14 protein-coding genes and 1 tRNA gene are annotated in these 19,603 nt (G+C 62.5%); 5 read left to right on the top strand and 10 right to left on the bottom strand.

Annotation, left to right across the window (positions count from 1 at the left end):
• Positions 1–87: 87 nt before the first annotated feature.
• A complete protein-coding gene (gene secA / locus MUY37_RS09370) occupies positions 88–2,847 on the top strand; it encodes a preprotein translocase subunit SecA (RefSeq protein ID WP_499195066.1) in 2,760 nt (919 codons plus the stop codon).
• A 21-nt stretch (positions 2,848–2,868) separates the two neighbouring features.
• Here the strand turns inward: secA and MUY37_RS09365 are convergent, their stop codons facing one another.
• Positions 2,869–3,486: a GNAT family N-acetyltransferase gene (locus tag MUY37_RS09365; RefSeq protein WP_499195065.1), complete on the bottom strand. Its 618-nt coding sequence runs from the start codon at positions 3,484–3,486 to the stop codon at positions 2,869–2,871.
• A gap of 64 nt (positions 3,487–3,550) precedes the next feature.
• Here MUY37_RS09365 and MUY37_RS09360 point away from each other — a divergent pair, with 64 nt between their 5' ends.
• Entirely contained in the window at positions 3,551–4,291 is a 741-nt protein-coding gene (locus MUY37_RS09360) for a sulfite exporter TauE/SafE family protein (protein ID WP_499195064.1), read from the top strand.
• Positions 4,292–4,297: 6 nt separating this feature from the next.
• Here the strand turns inward: MUY37_RS09360 and MUY37_RS09355 are convergent.
• Positions 4,298–4,372 (bottom strand) — tRNA-Asn (locus MUY37_RS09355).
• A gap of 96 nt (positions 4,373–4,468) precedes the next feature.
• Complete coding sequence (locus tag MUY37_RS09350; protein WP_499195063.1) at positions 4,469–5,251, bottom strand: NAD kinase; 783 nt, start codon at positions 5,249–5,251, stop codon at positions 4,469–4,471.
• A gap of 131 nt (positions 5,252–5,382) precedes the next feature.
• On the opposite strand from MUY37_RS09350, the gene MUY37_RS09345 reads away from it, so the two are divergent.
• The gene (locus MUY37_RS09345) at positions 5,383–6,705 is read left to right on the top strand and encodes an EAL domain-containing protein (protein ID WP_499195062.1); all 1,323 of its coding nucleotides are present in this window, start codon (positions 5,383–5,385) and stop codon (positions 6,703–6,705) included.
• Here MUY37_RS09345 and mfd read toward each other — a convergent pair.
• Together mfd and MUY37_RS09335 are read right to left on the bottom strand one after the other, a co-directional pair.
• On the bottom strand, positions 6,702–10,193 hold the full coding sequence (gene mfd / locus MUY37_RS09340; protein ID WP_499195061.1) for a transcription-repair coupling factor: 3,492 nt from the start codon (positions 10,191–10,193) through the stop codon (positions 6,702–6,704). The two genes, MUY37_RS09345 and mfd, sit on opposite strands and share 4 nt — an antisense overlap.
• 117 nt (positions 10,194–10,310) lie before the next feature.
• A complete protein-coding gene (locus tag MUY37_RS09335) occupies positions 10,311–10,589 on the bottom strand; it encodes an FAD assembly factor SdhE (RefSeq protein WP_499195060.1) in 279 nt (92 codons plus the stop codon).
• 162 nt (positions 10,590–10,751) lie between these two features.
• On the opposite strand from MUY37_RS09335, the gene recG reads away from it, so the two are divergent.
• Positions 10,752–12,815, top strand: coding sequence for an ATP-dependent DNA helicase RecG (gene recG / locus MUY37_RS09330; RefSeq protein ID WP_499195059.1), 2,064 nt, complete (start codon positions 10,752–10,754; stop codon positions 12,813–12,815).
• On the opposite strand, the gene MUY37_RS09325 is transcribed toward recG, so the two are convergent.
• The 4 genes from MUY37_RS09325 to acs all read right to left on the bottom strand — a co-directional run bounded on the left by MUY37_RS09325 (position 12,812) and on the right by acs (position 17,350).
• Positions 12,812–13,618, bottom strand: a complete 807-nt coding sequence (locus MUY37_RS09325) for a fructosamine kinase family protein (protein WP_499195058.1) — start codon at positions 13,616–13,618, stop codon at positions 12,812–12,814. The two genes, recG and MUY37_RS09325, sit on opposite strands and share 4 nt — an antisense overlap.
• Complete coding sequence (locus MUY37_RS09320; RefSeq protein ID WP_499195057.1) at positions 13,605–14,078, bottom strand: low molecular weight protein-tyrosine-phosphatase; 474 nt, start codon at positions 14,076–14,078, stop codon at positions 13,605–13,607. Before MUY37_RS09320 ends, MUY37_RS09325 begins: the two co-directional genes overlap by 14 nt.
• A 39-nt stretch (positions 14,079–14,117) precedes the next feature.
• Positions 14,118–15,317, bottom strand: a complete 1,200-nt coding sequence (locus MUY37_RS09315) for a diguanylate cyclase (protein ID WP_499195056.1) — start codon at positions 15,315–15,317, stop codon at positions 14,118–14,120.
• A gap of 83 nt (positions 15,318–15,400) precedes the next feature.
• On the bottom strand, positions 15,401–17,350 hold the full coding sequence (gene acs / locus MUY37_RS09310) for an acetate--CoA ligase (RefSeq protein WP_499195055.1): 1,950 nt from the start codon (positions 17,348–17,350) through the stop codon (positions 15,401–15,403).
• Positions 17,351–17,454: 104 nt separating this feature from the next.
• On the opposite strand from acs, the gene MUY37_RS09305 reads away from it, so the two are divergent.
• A complete protein-coding gene (locus MUY37_RS09305) occupies positions 17,455–19,464 on the top strand; it encodes a TonB-dependent receptor (RefSeq protein WP_499195054.1) in 2,010 nt (669 codons plus the stop codon).
• 5 nt (positions 19,465–19,469) lie between these two features.
• Here MUY37_RS09305 and MUY37_RS09300 read toward each other — a convergent pair whose 3' ends face one another.
• Complete coding sequence (locus MUY37_RS09300; protein WP_255703634.1) at positions 19,470–19,592, bottom strand: hypothetical protein; 123 nt, start codon at positions 19,590–19,592, stop codon at positions 19,470–19,472.
• Positions 19,593–19,603: the final 11 nt, after the last annotated feature.

Raw genomic sequence — 19,603 nt, 5'->3', positions numbered from 1 at the left:
TCCACAGCATCCGATTTCTTCCCGCCACTCTTAATGTGCGCGGGTATTTCCGCCATAGATTCATCAGGAAGGCTCGAAGGCCACCCCATGCTCAATTCCATCATGAAGGCCGTTTTCGGCTCTTCCAACGACCGCTACGTCAAATCTCTCGGTAAGATCGTCAACCAGATCAACGCGCTCGAACCGCAGCTTCAGGCGCTGACCGACGAGGAACTGGCGGCACAGACCGACAAGTTCCGCGCCCAGCTGGCCGATGGCAAAACGCTCGACGACATCTTGCCCGAAGCCTTCGCGACGGTGCGCGAAGCCTCGGTCCGTGTGCTCGGAATGCGGCATTTTGATGTGCAGATGGTCGGCGGTATCGTTCTCCATCGCGGCGAGATTGCCGAGATGCGCACCGGCGAGGGCAAAACGCTGGTCGCGACGCTGGCGACCTATCTGAACGCGATCGAAGGCAAGGGCGTCCACATCGTCACCGTCAATGACTATCTTGCCGCGCGCGATGCGGAATGGATGGGGCGTCTCCACAAATTCCTCGGTCTGACCGTGGGTGTGATTATCCCGAACCTGAGCGAGCAGCAGCGCCGCGAAGCCTATAATGCCGACATCACCTATTCGACCAACAACGAACTCGGCTTCGATTATCTGCGCGACAACATGAAGCACGAGCGGGGCCAGATGGTCCAGCGCCCCTTCAACTTCGCCATCGTCGACGAAGTCGATTCGATCCTGATCGACGAAGCCCGCACGCCGCTGATCATCTCCGGCCCGACCGAGGACAAGTCCGATCTCTACATCTCGATCGACGAGGTGGTGAAGACCTTCCCCGAAGACTGGTATGAGAAGGATGAAAAGCAGCGCAACATCCAGCTGACCGAGGAAGGCACCGAAGAGGTCGAGAAGCTGTTGATCGAGCGGGGCCTGCTCGAAACCGAGAATCTCTACGATGTGGAGAACACACAGGTCGTTCATCACCTCGACCAGGCGCTGCGCGCGGTGCACATGTTCAAGAAGGATACCGACTACATCGTGAAGGACGACAAGGTCGTCATTATCGATGAATTCACCGGCCGCATGATGGATGGTCGCCGCTGGTCGAACGGTCTCCACCAGGCGGTCGAGGCCAAGGAAGGCGTGAAGATCGAGCCTGAGAACCAGACGCTCGCCTCGATCACCTTCCAGAACTACTTCCGCATGTATCCCAAGTTGTCGGGCATGACCGGTACTGCGGCGACCGAGGCGGCGGAATTCTGGGACATCTACAAGATGAATGTGGTCGAGATCCCGACCAATGTTCCCGTCGCGCGCATCGACGAGGACGACGAATTCTACAAAAACACGCAAGACAAGTTCAAAGCAATCGCCAAGGCGATCGCCGAGAAGAACGCCATAGGGCAGCCGGTGTTGGTCGGCACCGTCTCGATCGAGAAATCGGAACTGCTCAGCGAATTCCTCAGGCAGGAAGGCGTCGAACATGAAGTCCTCAACGCGCGCCAGCATGAGCGGGAGGCCCATATCGTGGCCCAGGCCGGCCGCATCGGGGCCGTGACCATCGCCACCAACATGGCCGGTCGCGGGACCGATATTCAGCTCGGCGGCAATGTGGATTTCCGTATCGACGATGAACTCCGCGACATGGAAGAAGGCGCGAAGAAGGATCTTGAGATCGAGCGTATCAAGGCCGAAGTCGCTGCGGAGCGTCAGAAGGTGCTCGATGCAGGGGGTCTTTTCGTGCTCGGCACCGAACGGCATGAAAGCCGCCGTATCGACAACCAGCTTCGTGGCCGTTCGGGCCGTCAGGGCGATCCGGGTCTTTCACGCTTCTATCTGTGCCTCGAAGACGATCTGCTGCGCATCTTCGGCCCCGACACGCTGTTTGCCAAGATGATGAATTCCAACCTCGAGGATGGCGAGGCGATCGGCTCGAAATGGCTGTCCAAGGCCATCGAGACCGCGCAGAAGAAGGTCGAGGCACGCAATTACGAAATCCGCAAACAGGTCGTGCAATATGACGACGTGATGAACGACCAGCGCAAGGTCATCTATGAACAGCGCGCGGAAATCATGGACAGCGAAGCGGTCGACGACGTCGTGGCCGACATGCGCCACGATGCGATCAATTCGATCGTGTCCCAAGCCTGCCCGCCGGGCTCCTATCCCGAACAGTGGGATATCGAGGGTCTCAAGGAACGCGTGCACGAAGTGTTGAATTTCGATGCGCCAGTGGAACAATGGGTCGAGGAGGACCAGGTCGAACCCGAGATCATCGAGGAACGCCTGGCTGCCGAGGCTGATCGCATCATGGAAAACAAGATTGCGGCGGCGGACCCTTCACTCTGGCGCCGGATCGAGAAAAGCGTCCTGTTGCAGGAGCTTGACGGGCAGTGGAAAGACCATCTCGCCACGCTCGACGCGCTGCGCCAGGTTGTGGGCCTGCGCGCCCATGCGCAAAAGCAGCCGCTCAACGAATACAAGCAGGAAGCGTTCAGTCTCTTCGAATCCATGCTCGACAAGTTGCGCGAAACCGTGACGAACAAGCTGATCCGCCTCGAGCTGGTCGAGCCGACCCCGCTGCCGGACGTCGATTTACCCGAGCTTCCCGACTTCCTGACCGGACATATCGACCCGCTTACCGGCATCGACAATTCGGATGATGACGATGGCTCGCGGGGGCGCGAAGCCCTGTTCGGCGCGTTGGCCGGCAGCCCCCGCGCAGCCGTCGGTCCCGGCGGTTCGGCGAAAGAGAATCCCTATGCCGAAATGGATATCAGCCGCAATGCGCCATGTCCTTGCGGTTCGGGCAACAAATACAAGCACTGCCACGGAGCGATCATCGCAAAGGCGTGAGCGGGCATGGCAGCCCCGATACTAGACGCGCCGGGGCTGCCTCACCATAGGCATGAGCGGTGGACAGCCCGGTTCGGGATGGATTGGCTGGCCGAGCGGTTCGAATCCGCATGACGCATAGAATCCGGTGTTCGCCGGGTTCGAATTTTCGAGATAGGCGGGAAGTCCCTGGCGGTCGCAAGCATCCAGCACGGGCTGGATGAGCTTGCGGCCAAGCCCCTTGCCGCGTGCCGAGGGGCGAACACCGATGCTGAAAAGATAGGCGTGTTCGAAAGTCGGGTGCCGGGCTTCCATCGCTTTGCCCGTCCGAACGGCGCGGCTCACGGCGCCGAGACCGCAATGTAGCAGGGTTGGCAAGACGAAAGCTGCATAGTCCCGTAGCCCGAAGTTCCCGTCTCCGCCGGGCAGCATCCACATGCAGGCGCCCTCATCTCCCCGAGCATAGCAGAAACCGCGCGGGACATAGATGCGGCGCGCCTGTAATCGGAAGAGATGTTCGATCCCGGCAAATTTGCGGAAAAGCCATAGGTTGAACGGATCCTGGCGAAAAGCGTCGGCGGTGATATCGCCGATCATTCCGGCATCGCCGGGCGCGGCACGCACCAGCTTTTCGTCCAGTTCGATATCGCTGGGCAGCAAATTCAGTCTCCTCCCTCGGTTGCACATGCTAGCCCGCACCGAAATGTCGGTCTAGACGACATATATGCCCTCACTTGCCGTCGCATTTTTCGTCACAGCTCTGCTGTATGCCAGTGTCGGTTTCGGCGGAGGATCGACCTATACGGCTCTGCTGGCGCTTGCGCAGGTGGACTACCGGCTTCTCCCCCTGCTCGCCCTGACCTGCAATATCGTGGTCGTTGCGGGTAGCTCGCTGCGCTTCGCCCGCGCAGGGATAACGCCCTGGCGTGGAGCGCTCGTCCTCACCGGGATCGCAGCGCCGGCGGCGCTTCTCGGCGGGCTTACTCCGATTTCGGAAAAAGCCTTTCTGGGAATACTTGGCGTCAGCCTGGTTCTCACGGCGTTGACGCTGCTCGTGCCTGTGCAGGAAACGCCGAAAAAACATCCGACGCGCCTTGCCGGTGTGATGCCGTTGCTCGCGGCATCGTTCGGTTATCTTGCGGGCCTGGTCGGCATAGGTGGCGGGATTTTCCTCGCGCCGTTTCTTCATCTTGCGAGATGGGACAGCGCGCGGGCCATTGCGGCTACTGCAAGCCTGTTCATCCTGGTGAATTCGCTGTTTGGTCTCGCCGGACAGCTACTGAAAGGAGGGGCGGGACGCCTGGGCGCGGCTGTGGACCTCGGCCTCCCGCTCATCGTTGCGGTGGCCATCGGTGGTCAGATCGGCAGCCTGCTGGCACTCAAATACCTGCCGCAACGCTGGATCCGGCTTGGCACAGCCGCGCTTACCGCCTGGGTGGGCGGGCGCTTGCTGTTGAATTTGTGAGAAAAGTGGCTCCCCGAGTTGGATTCGAACCAACGACCAAGTGATTAACAGTCACCTACTCTACCGCTGAGCTATCGGGGAGCAGCCCGCTGGGCAGGGGTGCGCCTATATGGGCGCGATTCCGGTTTGGCAAGCGGGCAAATGCCAAAAATTGTGCGGCGCGGTGAGAAAGTGTTCTCAGACCACGAACTGTTCGGCCACGATGCGTTCGTCGAGCGCATGGCCGGGGTCGAACAGCAGAGTCAATTCGCTGTCGCGCGCGATCTCGAGGTCGACCCGGGCGACGTCGCGCAGTTCTCGCTGGTCGGCCACCACCGAGACCGGCCGCTTTTCCTCTTCCAGCACACGCAGCGAGATACGGCTGCGATCGGGCAGGATCGCCCCGTGCCAGCGGCGCGGGCGGAAGGGGCTGATCGGAGTCAGCGCCAGCAAGTTGGAATCGAGCGGCAAAATCGGTCCGTCGGCCGAGAGATTGTAGGCGGTCGATCCCGCAGGGGTTGCGAGCAGCACGCCATCGCAGACCAGTTCGGGGATCCGCACCTTGTCGTCGACCATCACTTCGAGCTTGGCGGTCTGGCGCGTTTCGCGCAGCAGGCTGACTTCGTTGATCGCGCAGAAGGTATGCTTCTCGCCGTCCTGCGTGACGGCGCACATACGCAGGGGGGCGATATGGTGCGGCTTGGCCTTATTGATCCGTTTGACCAGGGTTTCGGGATTGCGGTTTCGGTTCATCAGGAACCCGACCGTGCCAAGGTTGAGGCCGTAGGCGGGGATGATCCGACCCGAATCGAGCATGCCATGCAGTGTCTGCAGCATGAATCCGTCGCCACCGAGCACCACCACGGCGTCGGCTTCGTCGAGCGGAACCCAGTCCGTGACATTGGTAAATTCGGTTTCGGCGGCTTCGCGCGCTAGCGGCGCGTCGGACACGACCAGAGCCAAGCGACTGAATTCGGACATCGTCCCTCGTATCCTTCCGTCCCGGCCAAGCCTATCCGGGCACGCCGCGCTACCTATGGTTGCGCGTCCCATTTGGCAACATGCCGGAAAAACTGGCAAAGCTCGGCGAAGGCCGCGATAAGGAACGCTGCATGGCGAGCTTGTCCCAAGAAATGATCTACGAAACCCGCGATACGCTCACCGGCCTGGCGGATCAGGCGCAAGCGCGCGAAACCATCGCGCAATGGCAGCGTGACTGGCCGCACAAATCGATCGCCTGCCCGATGCAGGCGATGATGATCACGCTTGGCCGGATCGACACGGTGAACGTCGCGTTCGGCGAGACTGCCGGCGATGGCGCGCTGGTCGAGGTCGCGCAGCGCATCAAGCATTTCGCGGGAGACGAGCTGGAAAGCTCGAGCGCGTGGTTCGCGGCGCGGCTGAGCGGCGGGAATTTCCTCCTGGTCGCGCGGCAGGAATGCAGCCGCGAACGCTGGCAATGGCTGGCCGAAGCGCTGGCCGACGCGATCGCGATGCCGATCGCCAATCCGGAAGGCGGGGCGAGCTTGCGCTTGTGGCCGCGACTAGCCTTGATGCGCGTGACCGAAAACGACGATCCCGACAGCGTGCTCGACCGCTTGTCCGAAGTGGCTGCGCGCATGCGCGAAAGCAATCGGCGACGGATCGACTGGTCGACCGGGCAAGTGGCCCGCGCCGGGCGGTCCAACCAGCAGCTCGAGGCCGACCTTCTCGAAGCGATCGACCGCAACGAGATCGAGATCCTGTTCCAGCCGCAATATGCACTCGCAGACGATCGGATGGTTGGTGCCGAAGCATTGGCCAGGTGGGACCATCCGGTCATCGGCCGGATCGGTGCCGGAACGCTGTTCCAGATCGCCGAACGCGCCGACCACGTAGCGCATCTGTCGCGGCACATCGCCAAGCGCGCGCTGGAAAAGGCTCGCGAGTGGCCGGACGGCTTACGACTCTCGCTCAACATCACGCCCGCAGATCTTGCAGCGGACAATTTCGCGCTCGATTTCGCCGGAATGGCGGAAGAGATCGGCTTTCCGCTCGAACGGATTACGCTGGAGATCATCGAGCAGGTTCTGCTTGCCGATCTCGACCGTGTCAGCCGCGTGCTTGACCAGCTTAAACTATTCGGCATCCGGATCGCGCTCGACGATTTCGGCGCGGGGTTCTGCAACTTCCGCTATCTCAAGGTCCTGCCGATCGACTGCATCAAGCTGGATCGCTCGATGCTCGACGGTGTGCTCGATGACGAGCGCGACCTTGCCGTGTTCCGCGCAATACTGGCAATGGCCGTGGCGCTCGACCTGAAAGTCCTGGTCGAGGGAGTCGAGAACGAGGCGCAGCGCGATTTGGCGCGCAACGAAGGGTGTGAATCCTATCAGGGGTTTCTGCGCGCCCAGCCGATGAGCGCTGATGAATTTCTCGAAACCGTAGAGAGTTAAGCCGCTTTCCTGTCGCGCTTTCTCGCTTTCCTTACGATTCCCGATAGTCCCTTGGTGAGCTGGAACAGACCATTGAGCCGGCTTTCCGGCGAATTCCACGCGCGGCTGATGACCAGCTTCATGTCGGGGCGCAGCTTGGCGGTGCCCTGCAGCCGGTCGACATAGGCGATCAGGCCCGGGCCGTCGGGGAAATCGTCATTGTGGAAGGTCACCAGCGTGCCCTGCGCGCCGACATCGATCTTGGCGATATTGGCGTCGATCGCCTGGTGCTTGATCTCGATCAGCTTGACCAAATTCGCCGTCGCGGGCGGCAAGTCGCCGAAACGGTCGATCATTTCGGCGGCGAGCGCCTCGATCTCGGCCTTGTCTTCGGCATCGTTGAGGCGGCGGTAGAGCGCCATGCGCACTGCCAGGTCGGGAACGTAATCCTCCGGGATCATGATCGGGGCATCCACCGTGATCTGCGGGCTGATCTTCTCGGGCTTGGCTTCCAGCCCCAGCTCGCCCGCCTTCGCGGCAAGGATCGCGTCCTCGAGCATCGATTGATAGAGTTCAAAGCCGACCTCGCGGATATGCCCAGACTGCTCGTCGCCGAGCAGGTTGCCCGCGCCGCGAATATCGAGATCGTGGCTGGCGAGCTGGAAGCCCGCGCCGAGGCTGTCGAGATCCCCCAATACCTTGAGGCGCTTTTCCGCCACTTCGGACAACTGCGTATCGGAGGCGTAGGTCAGATAGGCATAGGCGCGCAGCTTCGCGCGGCCCACCCGACCGCGCAGCTGATAGAGCTGGGCGAGGCCGAAAATGTCCGCGCGGTGGATGATGATGGTGTTCGCGCTCGGCAGGTCGAGCCCGCTCTCGACGATTGTCGTGGCGAGCAGCACCTCGTACTTGCCCTCGTAGAAGGCGCTCATCCGCTCCTCGATCTCGCCCGCGCTCATCTGGCCGTGGGCGGAGACGAATTTTACCTCGGGCACATGTTCATGCAGCCAGTCGGCGATGGCTTCCATGTCGGAAATGCGCGGCACGACGATGAAGCTCTGTCCGCTGCGATGGTGTTCGCGCAGCAATGCCTCGCGCATCACCATGTCGTCCCACTCCATGACATAAGTACGCACCGCCAAGCGATCGACCGGCGGGGTCTGGATGGTGGACAGCTCGCGCAGACCGGTCATCGCCATTTGCAGCGTGCGCGGGATCGGCGTGGCGGTAAGCGTGAGCATGTGCACGTCGGCGCGGAGCTGCTTGAGCTTTTCCTTGTGCGTGACGCCGAACCGCTGCTCCTCGTCGACGATGACGAGGCCGAGGTTCTTGAACTTGGTCTGCTTCGAAAGGATGGCGTGCGTGCCGACGACGATGTCGACCTGACCGCTCTCCAGCCCCTCGCGCGTTTCCTTCATTTCCCTGGCGGGAACGAGCCTGGAAAGCCTGCCAACTTTCAAGGGGAAACCACGGAACCGATTTGCAAAATTCTCGAAGTGCTGGCGTGCGAGAAGGGTGGTGGGGGCGACCACCGCGACCTGTTGTCCGTTCATCGCCGCCACGAAAGCGGCGCGTAGCGCGACCTCGGTCTTGCCGAATCCAACATCGCCGCAGACGAGCCGATCCATCGGCTTGCCGCTTTCGAGGTCGCGCAGCACGTCCTCTATCGCGCGTTCCTGATCGTCGGTTTCCTCCCACGGGAAACGGTCGAGGAACTGGTTGTACGGTCCATCCTCCACTTCCAGCACCGGTGCTTTCTTGAGTGCGCGCTGCGCGGCGACCTGCATCAGCTCGCTCGCGATTTCGCGGATGCGCTCTTTCAGGCGTGCGCGGCGCTTCTGCCAGGCCTCGCCGCCCAGCCGGTCGAGCATGACCGCTTCTTCGGATGAACCATAGCGGCTGAGAACGTCGATGTTTTCGACCGGAATGAACAGCTTGTCGCCGCCCTTATATTCGAGCTGGACGCAATCGTGTTTCGACTTGCCCACCGGGATCGGTTCGAGGCCAAGATACTTGCCGATCCCGTGTTCGGTATGAACGATGAGATCACCGACGCTGAGGGCCTGCAATTCGGCGAGGAAGGCGTCTGCATCCTTGCGCTTCTTTTTGCGGCGGACGAGCCGGTCGCCGAGAATGTCCTGCTCGGTCAGCAGCTCCATCTCGGCGTTCGCGAAGCTGGCCTCGATCGGCAGTACCATCGCGACCGGTTTGCCCTTGGCCGACAGGCCCAGCGCCTCCTGCCAAGTGTCGGCGAGCTGCACCGGCGTACCCGCTTCCTCGAGAATCGAGGCGATACGCGAGCGGCTGCCCTTCGAATAGGCCGCCAGCAATGGCCGTTTGCCCGTTTTCGAAAGCGTCTTCAGATGCTCGGCCAGTACCGGATAGACATTGTCGCCGCGTGCGCGTTCGGGCGCGAAATCGCGGCCTGAGCGGAAGCCGAAGGACACGACGCTATCGCTTTCGGGTTCATCGAAGGGCGTGGCGCGGTGGGCAGGCGTGCTGGCGAGAGCCTGCTTGAACTCCTCGCTCGTCAGGTAGAGCGCATCAGGTTCGAGAGGGCGGTAATTGCCCTTGGCCTGCCCGGTGATGGCCGTGCGCTGCTCGTAATAGTCGGCCACGTCTCTAACACGCTCGTCGGCTGCGGCGAGCGACGCCTGATCGATCACGACGAGGTCGTCTTTGCCCAAGTGATCGAAAAGCGTGGTCAGCTTGTCCTCGAACAGGGGCAGCCAGTGCTCCATCCCGGCAAGGCGGCGACCGTCGCTGACCGCTTCATAGAGCGGGTCCTGCGTCGCATGGGCGCCGAACATCTCGCGGTAGCGGCTACGGAAGCGCTTGATGCTGTCCTCGTCGAGCAGCGCTTCGCTCGCCGGGAGCAGCAGGTGCGAGTCGAGCCGCCCGGTGCTCATCTGCGTATTGGGATCGAAAGTGCGCAGGGACTCCAGCTCGTCGCCGAAGAAATCGAGCCGCAGCGCTTCGTCCATCCCGCTGGGGAAAATGTCGACGATCGAACCGCGTACGGCATATTCGCCCTTGTCGATCACCGTATCGGTCCGGCTGTACCCCTGCTTTTGCAACAATAGCGACAGACTCTCGCGGCTGATCTCGATACCCGGCTTGAACTCCCGCACACTCTCGCGAATGCGAAACGGCGTAAGCACACGCTGGAGTACCGCGTTGGCCGTGGTGACGACGAGCTGCGCCTTGGCCTTGCCTGCCTGAAGCCGGAACAGCGCGGCCAGCCGCCGCGCGCTGATGGCGAGGGCGGGACTTGCGCGGTCATAGGGTAGCGAATCCCATGCGGGGAATTCGATCACTTCCAGTTCGGGAGCGAAAAAGGCCGCTGCATCGACGATCCCGCGCATCGCCGCATCGTCGGGCGCGATGAACACCGCGCGACCCGAACTGGCGCGGGCGAGGTCGGCCATGACGAGCGGCTGTGCGCCGCGCGCAACCTGCGCCAGCGTGAGAGAGGTATTGGCGTTCAGGATGCGGGAAAGATCGGGCATCGGGGTCCTGGCGTTCGGGGCGCTGCGGGTTGCACACGCACGATTGCCCCCTTGCCCGGATGGGAAGGGGTGCTGGGGAAATTCGTCAGTGGCGAGATAGTGCCCGGGGGCAGGGCGTCAACGCGGAATATCGACGTAATCGAGCTGCTGCATCGCGCGCATGAGATTGCCCTCGAAGTGCGGCGGTGTGGGCTGCGTTTTCAGCGCCCAGGCCATCACATCGACATCGTCTTCTTCCAGCAGGGCTTCGAACCAGGCGAGTTCCTCCTCGCCCCAGTGTGCATGGTAGCGGTCGAAGAATCCGCCGATCATGTAATCGGCCTCGCGGGTGCCGCGGTGCCAGGCGCGGAATTTCGCGCGCTGCTTGCGGCCTTCGAAAGTGAGCAGATCGGGCATGAGGGTGCGGGTAGGGCAGGCACAGCCGCCTTTCAACTGTCATTGCGAGCAAAGCGCGGCAATCCATCGCCCGACCTCGCGATTGTGGACAGCTTGTGAGATGGATTGCGGCGTCGCCGTCGGCTCCTCGCAATGACTGGCGGAAGTTGGTAGCGAGCAGCCATGCGCCCCGATATTCTCAATCCGCTGTTTGCCGAGACGGAAACGCTCGAGGGCGTTGGGCCGAAAATGAAAAAACCGCTTGACCGGCTCGGCCTGACGCGGGTGCGCGATCTCGACTACCACCTGCCCGAACGTTTCGTGACGCGCCGGGCAGTGGAGAATGTCGACGAGGCGGGCGAGGGCGAGCAGATCGTGGTCAGGCTGACCGTCACCGAGCATCGCGGCGGTCGGTCCCCACGCGCGCCCTATCGCGTGCTGGCGCAGGACAGCGTGGGCAACGTCCTCGCGCTGACCTATTTCGGGCGTGCGTCCTATACGGCGAAGAAACAGTTGCCGGTCGGCGAAACGCGCTGGGTGGCGGGCAAGCTGGAACGGTTCGGCGACATGCTCCAGATCGTCCATCCCGACCATGTGGTCGAGGAAGGCGGCGAGACGCTCCAACGGCTGTATGAGCCTGTCTACCGCCTGTCCGAGGGACTGACCCAGCCCAAGATCGCAGGGCTGGTTGAACAGGCATTGGCGCGTACGCCCGAACTTCCCGAATGGATCGAGCCCTCGCAGCTCGACAAGGAGGGCTGGCCCACCTGGCGCGATGCGCTCGTGCTGGCGCATAAGGGGGAGAATACATCCGCGCGCAACCGGCTGGCCTATGACGAATTGCTCGCCAACAGCCTGGCGCTGATGCTGGTGCGGGCAGATAATCGTAAGCGCAAGGGGCAGCCCTTGCGAGGCGACGGCAGCTATCGCGGCAGGCTCGACCTGCCGTTCCCGCTGACCGGCGCGCAAAGGCGTTCGATCGCCGAGATCGAGGGCGACATGGCGCAGGAAGCCCCGATGCTGCGGCTGCTGCAAGGCGATGTCGGTGCCGGCAAAACGGTGGTCGCACTCGAAGCCATGCTGATCGCGGTCGAGGCCGGGGCGCAGGCAGCCATGCTGGCGCCGACAGAAATCCTCGCCCGCCAGCACTTCGACAGCCTGCGGCGCATGGCCGAACCCACCGGCGCGCGGGTCGCGCTGCTGACTGGCCGCGACAAGGGCAAGGTGCGCGAGGCGACGCTGATGGGCCTGCTCGATGGCAGTATCGACATCGTCGTCGGCACACATGCGATTTTTCAGGACAAGGTCGCTTACAAGAACCTTGCCATGGTGGTGATCGACGAACAGCACCGTTTTGGCGTCGGTCAGCGGCTGATGTTGGCGAGCAAGGGAAAGCGCGCGCCGCACGTGCTTGCAATGACCGCGACGCCGATCCCGCGCACTCTCACACTGGCGCAATATGGCGAATTGGACGTGAGCAAGCTCGACGAATTGCCGCCCGGTCGGCAGGCGATAGACACGGTCGTCATGGGGCAGGCCAAGATCGGCGCTCTGGTCGAGCGACTGGCCGCCCAAATTGCAGAGGGCCGTCAGGCCTATTGGGTCTGCCCGATGGTCCGCGAGATCGACGGGCCGGACGATATCGCCGCCGCCGAAGCGCGCTATGCAGCGCTGAGGGAGCGGTTCGGCGAGGATGTGGTCATGGTCCATGGCCAGCTAGCGCCCGAAATCAAGGATGCGGCGATGGAGCGCTTCGCTCGCGGCGAGGCGAAGCTGCTGGTGGCGACCACGGTGATCGAGGTCGGGGTCGACGTACCCAATGCGACGCTGATGGTAATCGAACAGGCCGAGCGTTTCGGTCTGGCGCAATTGCACCAGCTACGCGGCCGTGTGGGGCGAGGGAGCGAGAAGAGCTTTTGCGTCCTTCTGCACGGCGAAACTTTGTCGGAAACCGCGCAGAAGCGCCTGGCCCTGATGCGCGAAAGCCAGGATGGCTTCTATCTGGCCGAAGAGGATTTGCGCCTGCGCGGTGGTGGTGAGTTGCTCGGGACGCGGCAGTCCGGCGACACGCCGTTCAGCATCGCGAGCCTGGAGCAGATCACCGATTTGCTGCCGAAGGCCTATGACGATGCGCGCCTGCTAATGGAACGCGATGGCGGGCTGGAAGGCAAGCGAGGCGAGGCGGCGAGGGTGCTGCTCTATCTGTTCGAACGCGATTTCGGGGTGAAGACTTTGCGCGGGGGCTAGAAACCCAGCGCATCGAGTTCCCGCTCTGCCGCTGCACGATAGCTGTCGCCGAACAGGCGAACGTGGACCAGCCACATCCACAGGCGATAGATCGGCAGGCGGTCCTGCCACCCCGGCTCCAGCGCAAGCCGGTCGAAAAACGCATTGGGCGGATTGTCGAAGACGGTGAGCGCGGCCACATCGACCTCGCGGTCGCCGTAATAGGCACAAGGGTCGACCAGCCATGCCCTTGTGCCGTTCCAGACGACATTGCCGCCCCACAGATCGCCATGCAGCAGGCTGACCTCCGGCCTTTCGGGAATCAATTCCGCCAGGCGCGATGCCAGCGCTTCGACCCTGCGTGCAAGCGACATGTCGAGCGCTGCGACATGGCACAGCAAGCGGTTCTCACGCCAGAATTCGGCCCAGTTGGCATGGCGCGCGTTCCGAACGGCAATATCACGGAATCCGTACTCCTCATGCCATCCGAAAGTCTCAACCTGCGCGGCACACTGTAACGGCACAAGGGCATGGGCGAGAAAGCGCCAGGCCGCATCATCGAACCGCTGCGCCGGTCCCACATCCTGCATGACCAGCCAGCCTTGCATTGTGCCCAGCACCGCGGGAACGGGCGCGCCAAGCTGTGCCATGGCCTGAAGCATCACCGCTTCCCTGCCGGTCAGTGGGCCGTGCTTGGCCACGACGCTGCGGCCATCTGCCAGCGTTACTCTGGACGCTCCCGAAATATCGCCCCCTGCGAGGGGCTGGGTCGCAGCGACCTGCGTCCCGCAGATATGCTCTACGGCGTCCTCAAGCCGTTTCATCGAGCAGTACCGCGAGCAAGGCGCGGGCACCGGCATCGACTTCGTGCCATGTCGTCGCGAAGCCTTCCGGTCCGCCGTACCAGGGATCGGCCACTTCGCGCCCCTCCTGGCCTGGTACGAGGTCGAGCAGCATCGCGATCCGAGCCTTGCCGTCTCCCGGATCGATGCGAGCGATATCGGTCATGTTCGATCGATCCATGCCGAGAATGAAATCGAACTCGTGAAAGTCGCGTACGCTCAACTGGCGCCCGCGATAGCCGGTTATGTCGATCCCACGGCGCTCGGCCTCCTGGATGCTGCGCGGGTCGGGCGGCTCGCCGACATGATAGTCGGCTGTCCCGGCACTCTCGACTTCGGCGTCCAGCCCGGCTTCGCCCGCGGCCCTTTTGAAGGCCGCTTCGGCAAGTGGAGACCGGCAGATATTACCGAGGCAGACGAATAATATGCGATGGTTTGCCATGGAGCGCGCTTAGGCCGCCCACATCTCGAAGCGCAAGGGTCAGGCTGCGACACGAACCTGGTTGCGCCCCCCGGTCTTCGCCTCGTAAAGGGCTGAATCCGCGCGGGCCAGCAGATGGTCGATATCATCACGGGGCCGGAACTCGGTGATCCCGATACTGGCCGTGAACGGTATGATCGCGTCGTTCCGGACGATCGGCGAACCGGCAATGGCTTCACGCAGACGCTCGCAAACGGTGCGGGCGGTCTGAAGATCGGTTCGTGGGAGGAGAACACCGTATTCTTCGCCTCCGATCCGGCCGACGAAATCGTGCTTGCGCAGCGCGGCGATCGCCCTCTGGCCGACTTCCTTGATAACCTCATCGCCAACCGGATGGCCGAATCGATCGTTGATGCGCTTGAAGTGATCGATATCGAAAATAGCGAGGCTGAGCTTGCGCTCGAGGTCGCCCTGCGATTGTCTGATATGCTGAGAGGCGGCTTCCATGAAAGCTCGACGGTTGGGCAGGGACGTCAGCGGATCGGTCGTTGCAAAGTGCTTGAGCTGCTTTCGCGCAGCATACTCGGCATCGAGTGCTCTTCGCACATAGATGGTAGCGAGGATCGATAGCACGAGCAGGCCAAGGCCAGCGATGGCCAGAAGGTATTGGTAGCGCTCATTGGCTATGGCGTGTTGTCGCGCGATCGCGGTCTGGGTGTCCAATGCTGCGCGTTCGGCGGCCTCGATCGCGTCGAGAGTGCGCAGTATCGCTTCTATCGCATCGCGGTCACTCCCGCTGCGCATGGTGGCCAACGCATTGCGCGTCTCGCCTTTTCCCATGCTGTCGATCATCGACCCGCTAACCCCGTCCAGATGCGCAAGATGTATAGCGAGCGCTTCAACACGTGCTTGCTGCTCGCTATCGCTTCCGACTAGCTCAGCGAGCTGGGCCTGTGCCGTCTTGGCCTCTTGCCTGCCAAGGGCATGCGGTTCGAGAAAAAGGGGGTTCCCCGTGAGGAGATATCCCCGTCCACCGCGAATCTGCTGCAGTGCTGCGGCCCGCAATTTACCGGTCGCTAACAGGACCTCGATGGTATTGTATTGTCGTTCGTCGGCAGCGGCACGCTCTATCGAGGAGCGCCACGCGCTCCAGCTCGTGCCTGCGAGAAGCAAAGCGAGAAGGACGACGCAGCCGATGAGAAAGAAACCGCGCCAGCCCGATTTAGGAGTACGCGAAACGATCTGCTTTACGATCCACATTGTAGCCGCGCCTCGTACATAGGGACCCTATGCCACAACCGGGGTTAATCGCCCTATAACTCCATGCGCTTCACGGAGCCCGGCTATCGGTTTCGTCGGCCATCGATCAGGGCCGCAACTACACCCGGGTCGGCAAGGGTTGAGGTGTCGCCCAGCGAGCCGAATTCGTTTTCGGCAATTTTTCGCAGGATCCGGCGCATGATTTTTCCGCTGCGGGTCTTGGGAAGGGCGGGGGTGAAGTGCAGGTGGTCGGGGGTTGCGATCGGGCCGATTTCCTTGCGCACATGGGCGCGCAGTTCTGCCGTCAGCTCGCCGCTTTCTTCGACCCCCGCATTGAGTGTAACGTAGCAATAGATTCCCTGGCCCTTGATGTCGTGCGGGTAGCCGACGACCGCAGCCTCCGACACGTCGGGATGCAGCACCAGCGCGCTTTCCACCTCGGCGGTGCCCATGCGGTGCCCCGACACATTGATCACGTCATCGACGCGCCCGGTGATCCAGTAATAGCCGTCTTCGTCCCGGCGGCAGCCGTCTCCGGTGAAATACTTGCCCGTGTAGGTGCTGAAATATGTCTGCACGAACCGCTCGTGGTCGCCATAGACCGTCCGGGCCTGGCCGGGCCAACTGCGGGTGATGCACAGATTGCCCGAGGTCGCCCCGTCGAGCACCTCGCCCTCATTATCGACCAGTTGCGGACAGACCCCGAAAAACGGGCGACCCGCGCTGCCTGGCTTCATATCGTGTGCGCCGGGAAGGGTGGTAATCATGCAGCCGCCGGTTTCGGTCTGCCACCAGGTGTCGATCACCGGCAGGTTCCCTTTGCCGACGGTCTCGTGATACCAGCGCCATGCCTCCGGGTTGATCGGTTCGCCGACGCTCCCGAGCAGGCGTAATGCGGAAAGATCATGTTTCAGCACGTGGCTATCACCTTCGCGAATCAAAGCGCGGATCGCGGTCGGGGCGGTATAGAAGATGTTGACCTTGTGCTTTTCGCATATCGCCCAGAAGCGGTCGTGGTCTGGATAGGTCGGAACGCCTTCGAACATCACCGCCGTCGCCCCGTTTAGCAACGGACCGTACACGATGTAGCTGTGCCCGGTGACCCAGCCTATATCCGCCGTACACCAGAACACTTCGCCCTCGCGATAGTCGAAGATGTAGCGGAAGGTGGTTTCGGTCCAAACGGCATAGCCGCCTGTTGTGTGAAGCACGCCCTTCGGTTTCCCGGTCGAACCCGAGGTGTACAGAATGAACAGCGGATCTTCCGCGTTCATCGGCTCGCAGGGGCATTCGGCGGAGCCGTCTGCCGACAGTTCGTGATACCAGTGATCGCGGCCTTCGGTCATCGAAACATCGCCGCCAGTGTGGCGCAGCACCAGGACTGCCTTTACCGCGATCTTTTCCAGTGCCGCATCGACATTGGCCTTCAGCGGAATACGCTTGCCGCCGCGCAGACCCTCATCGGCGGTGACGATCCATTCGCTTTCGCAGTCTTCCACCCGGCCCGCAATCGCCTCGGGGCTGAACCCGCCGAATATGACCGAATGGATCGCGCCGATCCGCGCGCAGGCGAGCATGGCGTAGGCGCCTTCTGGCACCATCGGCATGTAGATCGTGACCCGGTCGCCCTTCGCGACGCCCATCGCCTTGAGCGTGTTGGCCATGCGAATGACTTCGGCTTGCAATTCCGCATAGGTGATGCGGCGGACTTCGCCATCGGGTGCATCGGGTTCGAAAATCAGCGCCAGCCGATCACCATGGCCCGCATCGACATGACGATCGACCGCGTTGTGGCAGATGTTGAGGGCGCCGTCCTCGAACCATTTGATCGCCACCGGATCAAAGGACCAGTTGGCGATTTTCGTCGGCTGGGCGAACCAGTCGAGACGTTCGGCCTGGCCGGCCCAGAATGTGTCCGTGTCTTCGACGCTGCGCGCATAGAGAGACTGATAATCCCCGAGCGTGCAATTTGTCCCCTCGATCGCTGCGGCGGGCCGCTTGACCCATTCCGCACGCTCACCTGCCTCGGCCATTCCATCTCTCCTCTTCCACCCTCATCTCTAGGCAATCGCCGCGAAGGTGCAATCGCCTAGCTTGCTCTCGCATTGTCGAGGATCACCCGTTAGGAGGCAGAGCAATGCCTATGTCCCGACACTGGATCGCCGGTACCGGCCTCGCGCTGGCCATGGCCACACCGCTTTCGGCCGAGGATGGCGGGCCGATGATCGTCGTCACTGGCGAAGGTCTCGACGAAACACCGGCCGCGCCTGCTTACGACACACGGACGATCGACCGCGAAACGCTTATGTCGGTGCCTTCGGGACGGATCGAGGATGCCCTTTCGTCGATTGCCGGATTCCAGCAGTTCCGCCGCTCTGACAGCCGTTCGGCCAATGCCTCGGCTCAGGGTGTTACGCTGCGTGCGCTTGGCGGCAATGCGACCAGCCGCGCCCTGGTGCTTCTCGACGGAGTGCCGATGAGCGATCCCTTTTTCGGCTACATTCCCTTTAGCGCGCTTGCGCCGGAGCGGTTGGCGCAGATCCGTGTTACGCGGGGCGGCGGTTCCGGGCCGTTCGGCGCCGGGGCGCTGGCCGGTACGATCGAACTGGAAAGCGCCGGGATCGACGTGCTGGAAGGCGTTGCTGGACAGGTCCTCGCCAACGATCGCGGAGAGACCGAAGTCTCGACCACTGCCGCAACGCGGCTGGGGAGCGGTTTTCTCGCCGCATCGGGCCGATGGGATCGCGGGAAGGGGTTCTTCTCCACGCCCGGGGCAGATCGCGTTCCCCTCTCCGCGCGGGCGGCCTTCGATGGCTGGTCGGCGCAGATACGCGGCGTTGCCCCGCTGGCAGACGATATCGAACTCCAGTTTCGCGGGCTGGCCTATCGCGATGAACGGACGCTCCGCTTCGAAGGTGCGGACAGCACTATCGAAGGGCAAGATGGCAGCTTGCGTCTGATCGGACGCGGCCCCTGGCAATTCGATGCCATTGCCTATGTCCAGGCGCGCAACTTCACCAATCGGATTATCTCCTCAACGCGCTTCGTCCCCGTTCTCGACCAGCGCAACACCCCGGCCACGGGCCTTGGCGGCAAGCTCGAATTGCGCCCACCGGTAGGCGATGCGCACGTCTTGCGGCTGGGTGTCGATTATCGCCGGTCGGATGGGGAATTGTACGAGAATGCGATCAGCGCCTTCACCGGCGTGGTCCGCGCTCGGCGCAATGCCGGCGGCACCAACACCGATCTCGGTCTGTTCGTGGAGAATGACTGGACGATCGGCTCGCTCGTCCTGACCGCGGGTGCCAGGCTCGACCGCTGGACCATCCGTGACGGATTCTTCGACGAGCGCGATGGGGACGGGTTTTCGGTTGTTTCGCGTGCCTATTCCGACCGAACAGGATGGGATGCCTCGTTCCGGGGCGGGGCACTTTTCCGGGCCAGCGATGCGATCGCTCTGCGCGCGGCGGCCTATTCGGGCTTGCGCTTGCCCACGCTGAACGAACTCTACCGGCCATTCGTCGTCTTCCCGGTCGTGACCGAAGCCAATGCGGCCCTTGAAAACGAGCGGCTCGAAGGGGGCGAGGCCGGTGTCGATCTGACGCCGACCGATGGGATGGTCATTTCGGTCACTGCCTTCGACAACCGTGTGAAGAACGCTATCGCCAATGTCACCCTTGGTACGAATTTGCGCCAACGCCGTAACATCGATGCGATCCATGCGCGCGGGATCGAGCTTTCCGCGTCAGCGACCTTCGGGCGTTTCGATGCGATTGCATCTGCGGCCTGGACCGATGCGGAATCGCGAGGGTCCGGCTTTGCCGCTGCCCTCGACGGAAACCGTCCGTCGCAGACGCCCCGCTTCGTTGGCGCGACCACCTTGTCTTACCGACCGGCGGAGAACTGGGTGTTTTCCATGAGCTTGCGCCATGTCGGCGCGCAGTTCGAGGACGATCTGGAAACCGATATTCTACCCGCCGCAACGACGCTCGATGCTTTCGCCCGCGTTCCGATCTCAGACGGGATATCCCTCGTCTTTCGCGGCGAGAATCTGACTGGCGAAACGATCGTCACGCGCAATCAGGGCGGTTCGATCGACTTGGGCGTTCCGCGAACCGTGTGGGGCGGGGTGCGGTTCGGGTTCTAGAGCGCTCAGGTCTCCTCATCGACCGCATTTGCGACCGATTTCAGGTCGTCGCCAAGCCCGCGAACAGTGTTGCATCCGCCGAGGATAAGCGTTGCCGTGAGAAGTGCGGCGATGGTTGCGCGTCGCATCGACTGGTTTC

The organism is Qipengyuania sp. ABI-127-1 (assembly GCA_022953095.1).
Taxonomy (GTDB): Bacteria; Pseudomonadota; Alphaproteobacteria; order Sphingomonadales; family Sphingomonadaceae; genus Qipengyuania.
The sequence above is the reverse complement of the archived record's forward strand: the minus strand, read 5'-3'. Positions and strand labels throughout refer to the sequence as shown.

Bases quoted from the DNA above. Each gene is read 5' to 3' on its own strand.
- secA (WP_499195066.1), top strand. From the start codon at position 88: ATGCTCAATTCCATCATGAAGGCCGTTTTCGGCTCTTCCAACGACCGC.
- MUY37_RS09360 (WP_499195064.1), top strand. From the start codon at position 3,551: ATGCCCTCACTTGCCGTCGCATTTTTCGTCACAGCTCTGCTGTATGCC.
- MUY37_RS09350 (WP_499195063.1), bottom strand. From the start codon at position 5,251: ATGTCCGAATTCAGTCGCTTGGCTCTGGTCGTGTCCGACGCGCCGCTA.
- MUY37_RS09345 (WP_499195062.1), top strand. From the start codon at position 5,383: ATGGCGAGCTTGTCCCAAGAAATGATCTACGAAACCCGCGATACGCTC.
- mfd (WP_499195061.1), bottom strand. From the start codon at position 10,193: ATGCCCGATCTTTCCCGCATCCTGAACGCCAATACCTCTCTCACGCTG.
- MUY37_RS09335 (WP_499195060.1), bottom strand. From the start codon at position 10,589: ATGCCCGATCTGCTCACTTTCGAAGGCCGCAAGCAGCGCGCGAAATTC.
- recG (WP_499195059.1), top strand. From the start codon at position 10,752: ATGCGCCCCGATATTCTCAATCCGCTGTTTGCCGAGACGGAAACGCTC.
- MUY37_RS09325 (WP_499195058.1), bottom strand. From the start codon at position 13,618: ATGAAACGGCTTGAGGACGCCGTAGAGCATATCTGCGGGACGCAGGTC.
- MUY37_RS09320 (WP_499195057.1), bottom strand. From the start codon at position 14,078: ATGGCAAACCATCGCATATTATTCGTCTGCCTCGGTAATATCTGCCGG.
- MUY37_RS09315 (WP_499195056.1), bottom strand. From the start codon at position 15,317: ATGTGGATCGTAAAGCAGATCGTTTCGCGTACTCCTAAATCGGGCTGG.
- acs (WP_499195055.1), bottom strand. From the start codon at position 17,350: ATGGCCGAGGCAGGTGAGCGTGCGGAATGGGTCAAGCGGCCCGCCGCA.
- MUY37_RS09305 (WP_499195054.1), top strand. From the start codon at position 17,455: ATGCCTATGTCCCGACACTGGATCGCCGGTACCGGCCTCGCGCTGGCC.
- MUY37_RS09300 (WP_255703634.1), bottom strand. From the start codon at position 19,592: ATGCGACGCGCAACCATCGCCGCACTTCTCACGGCAACGCTTATCCTC.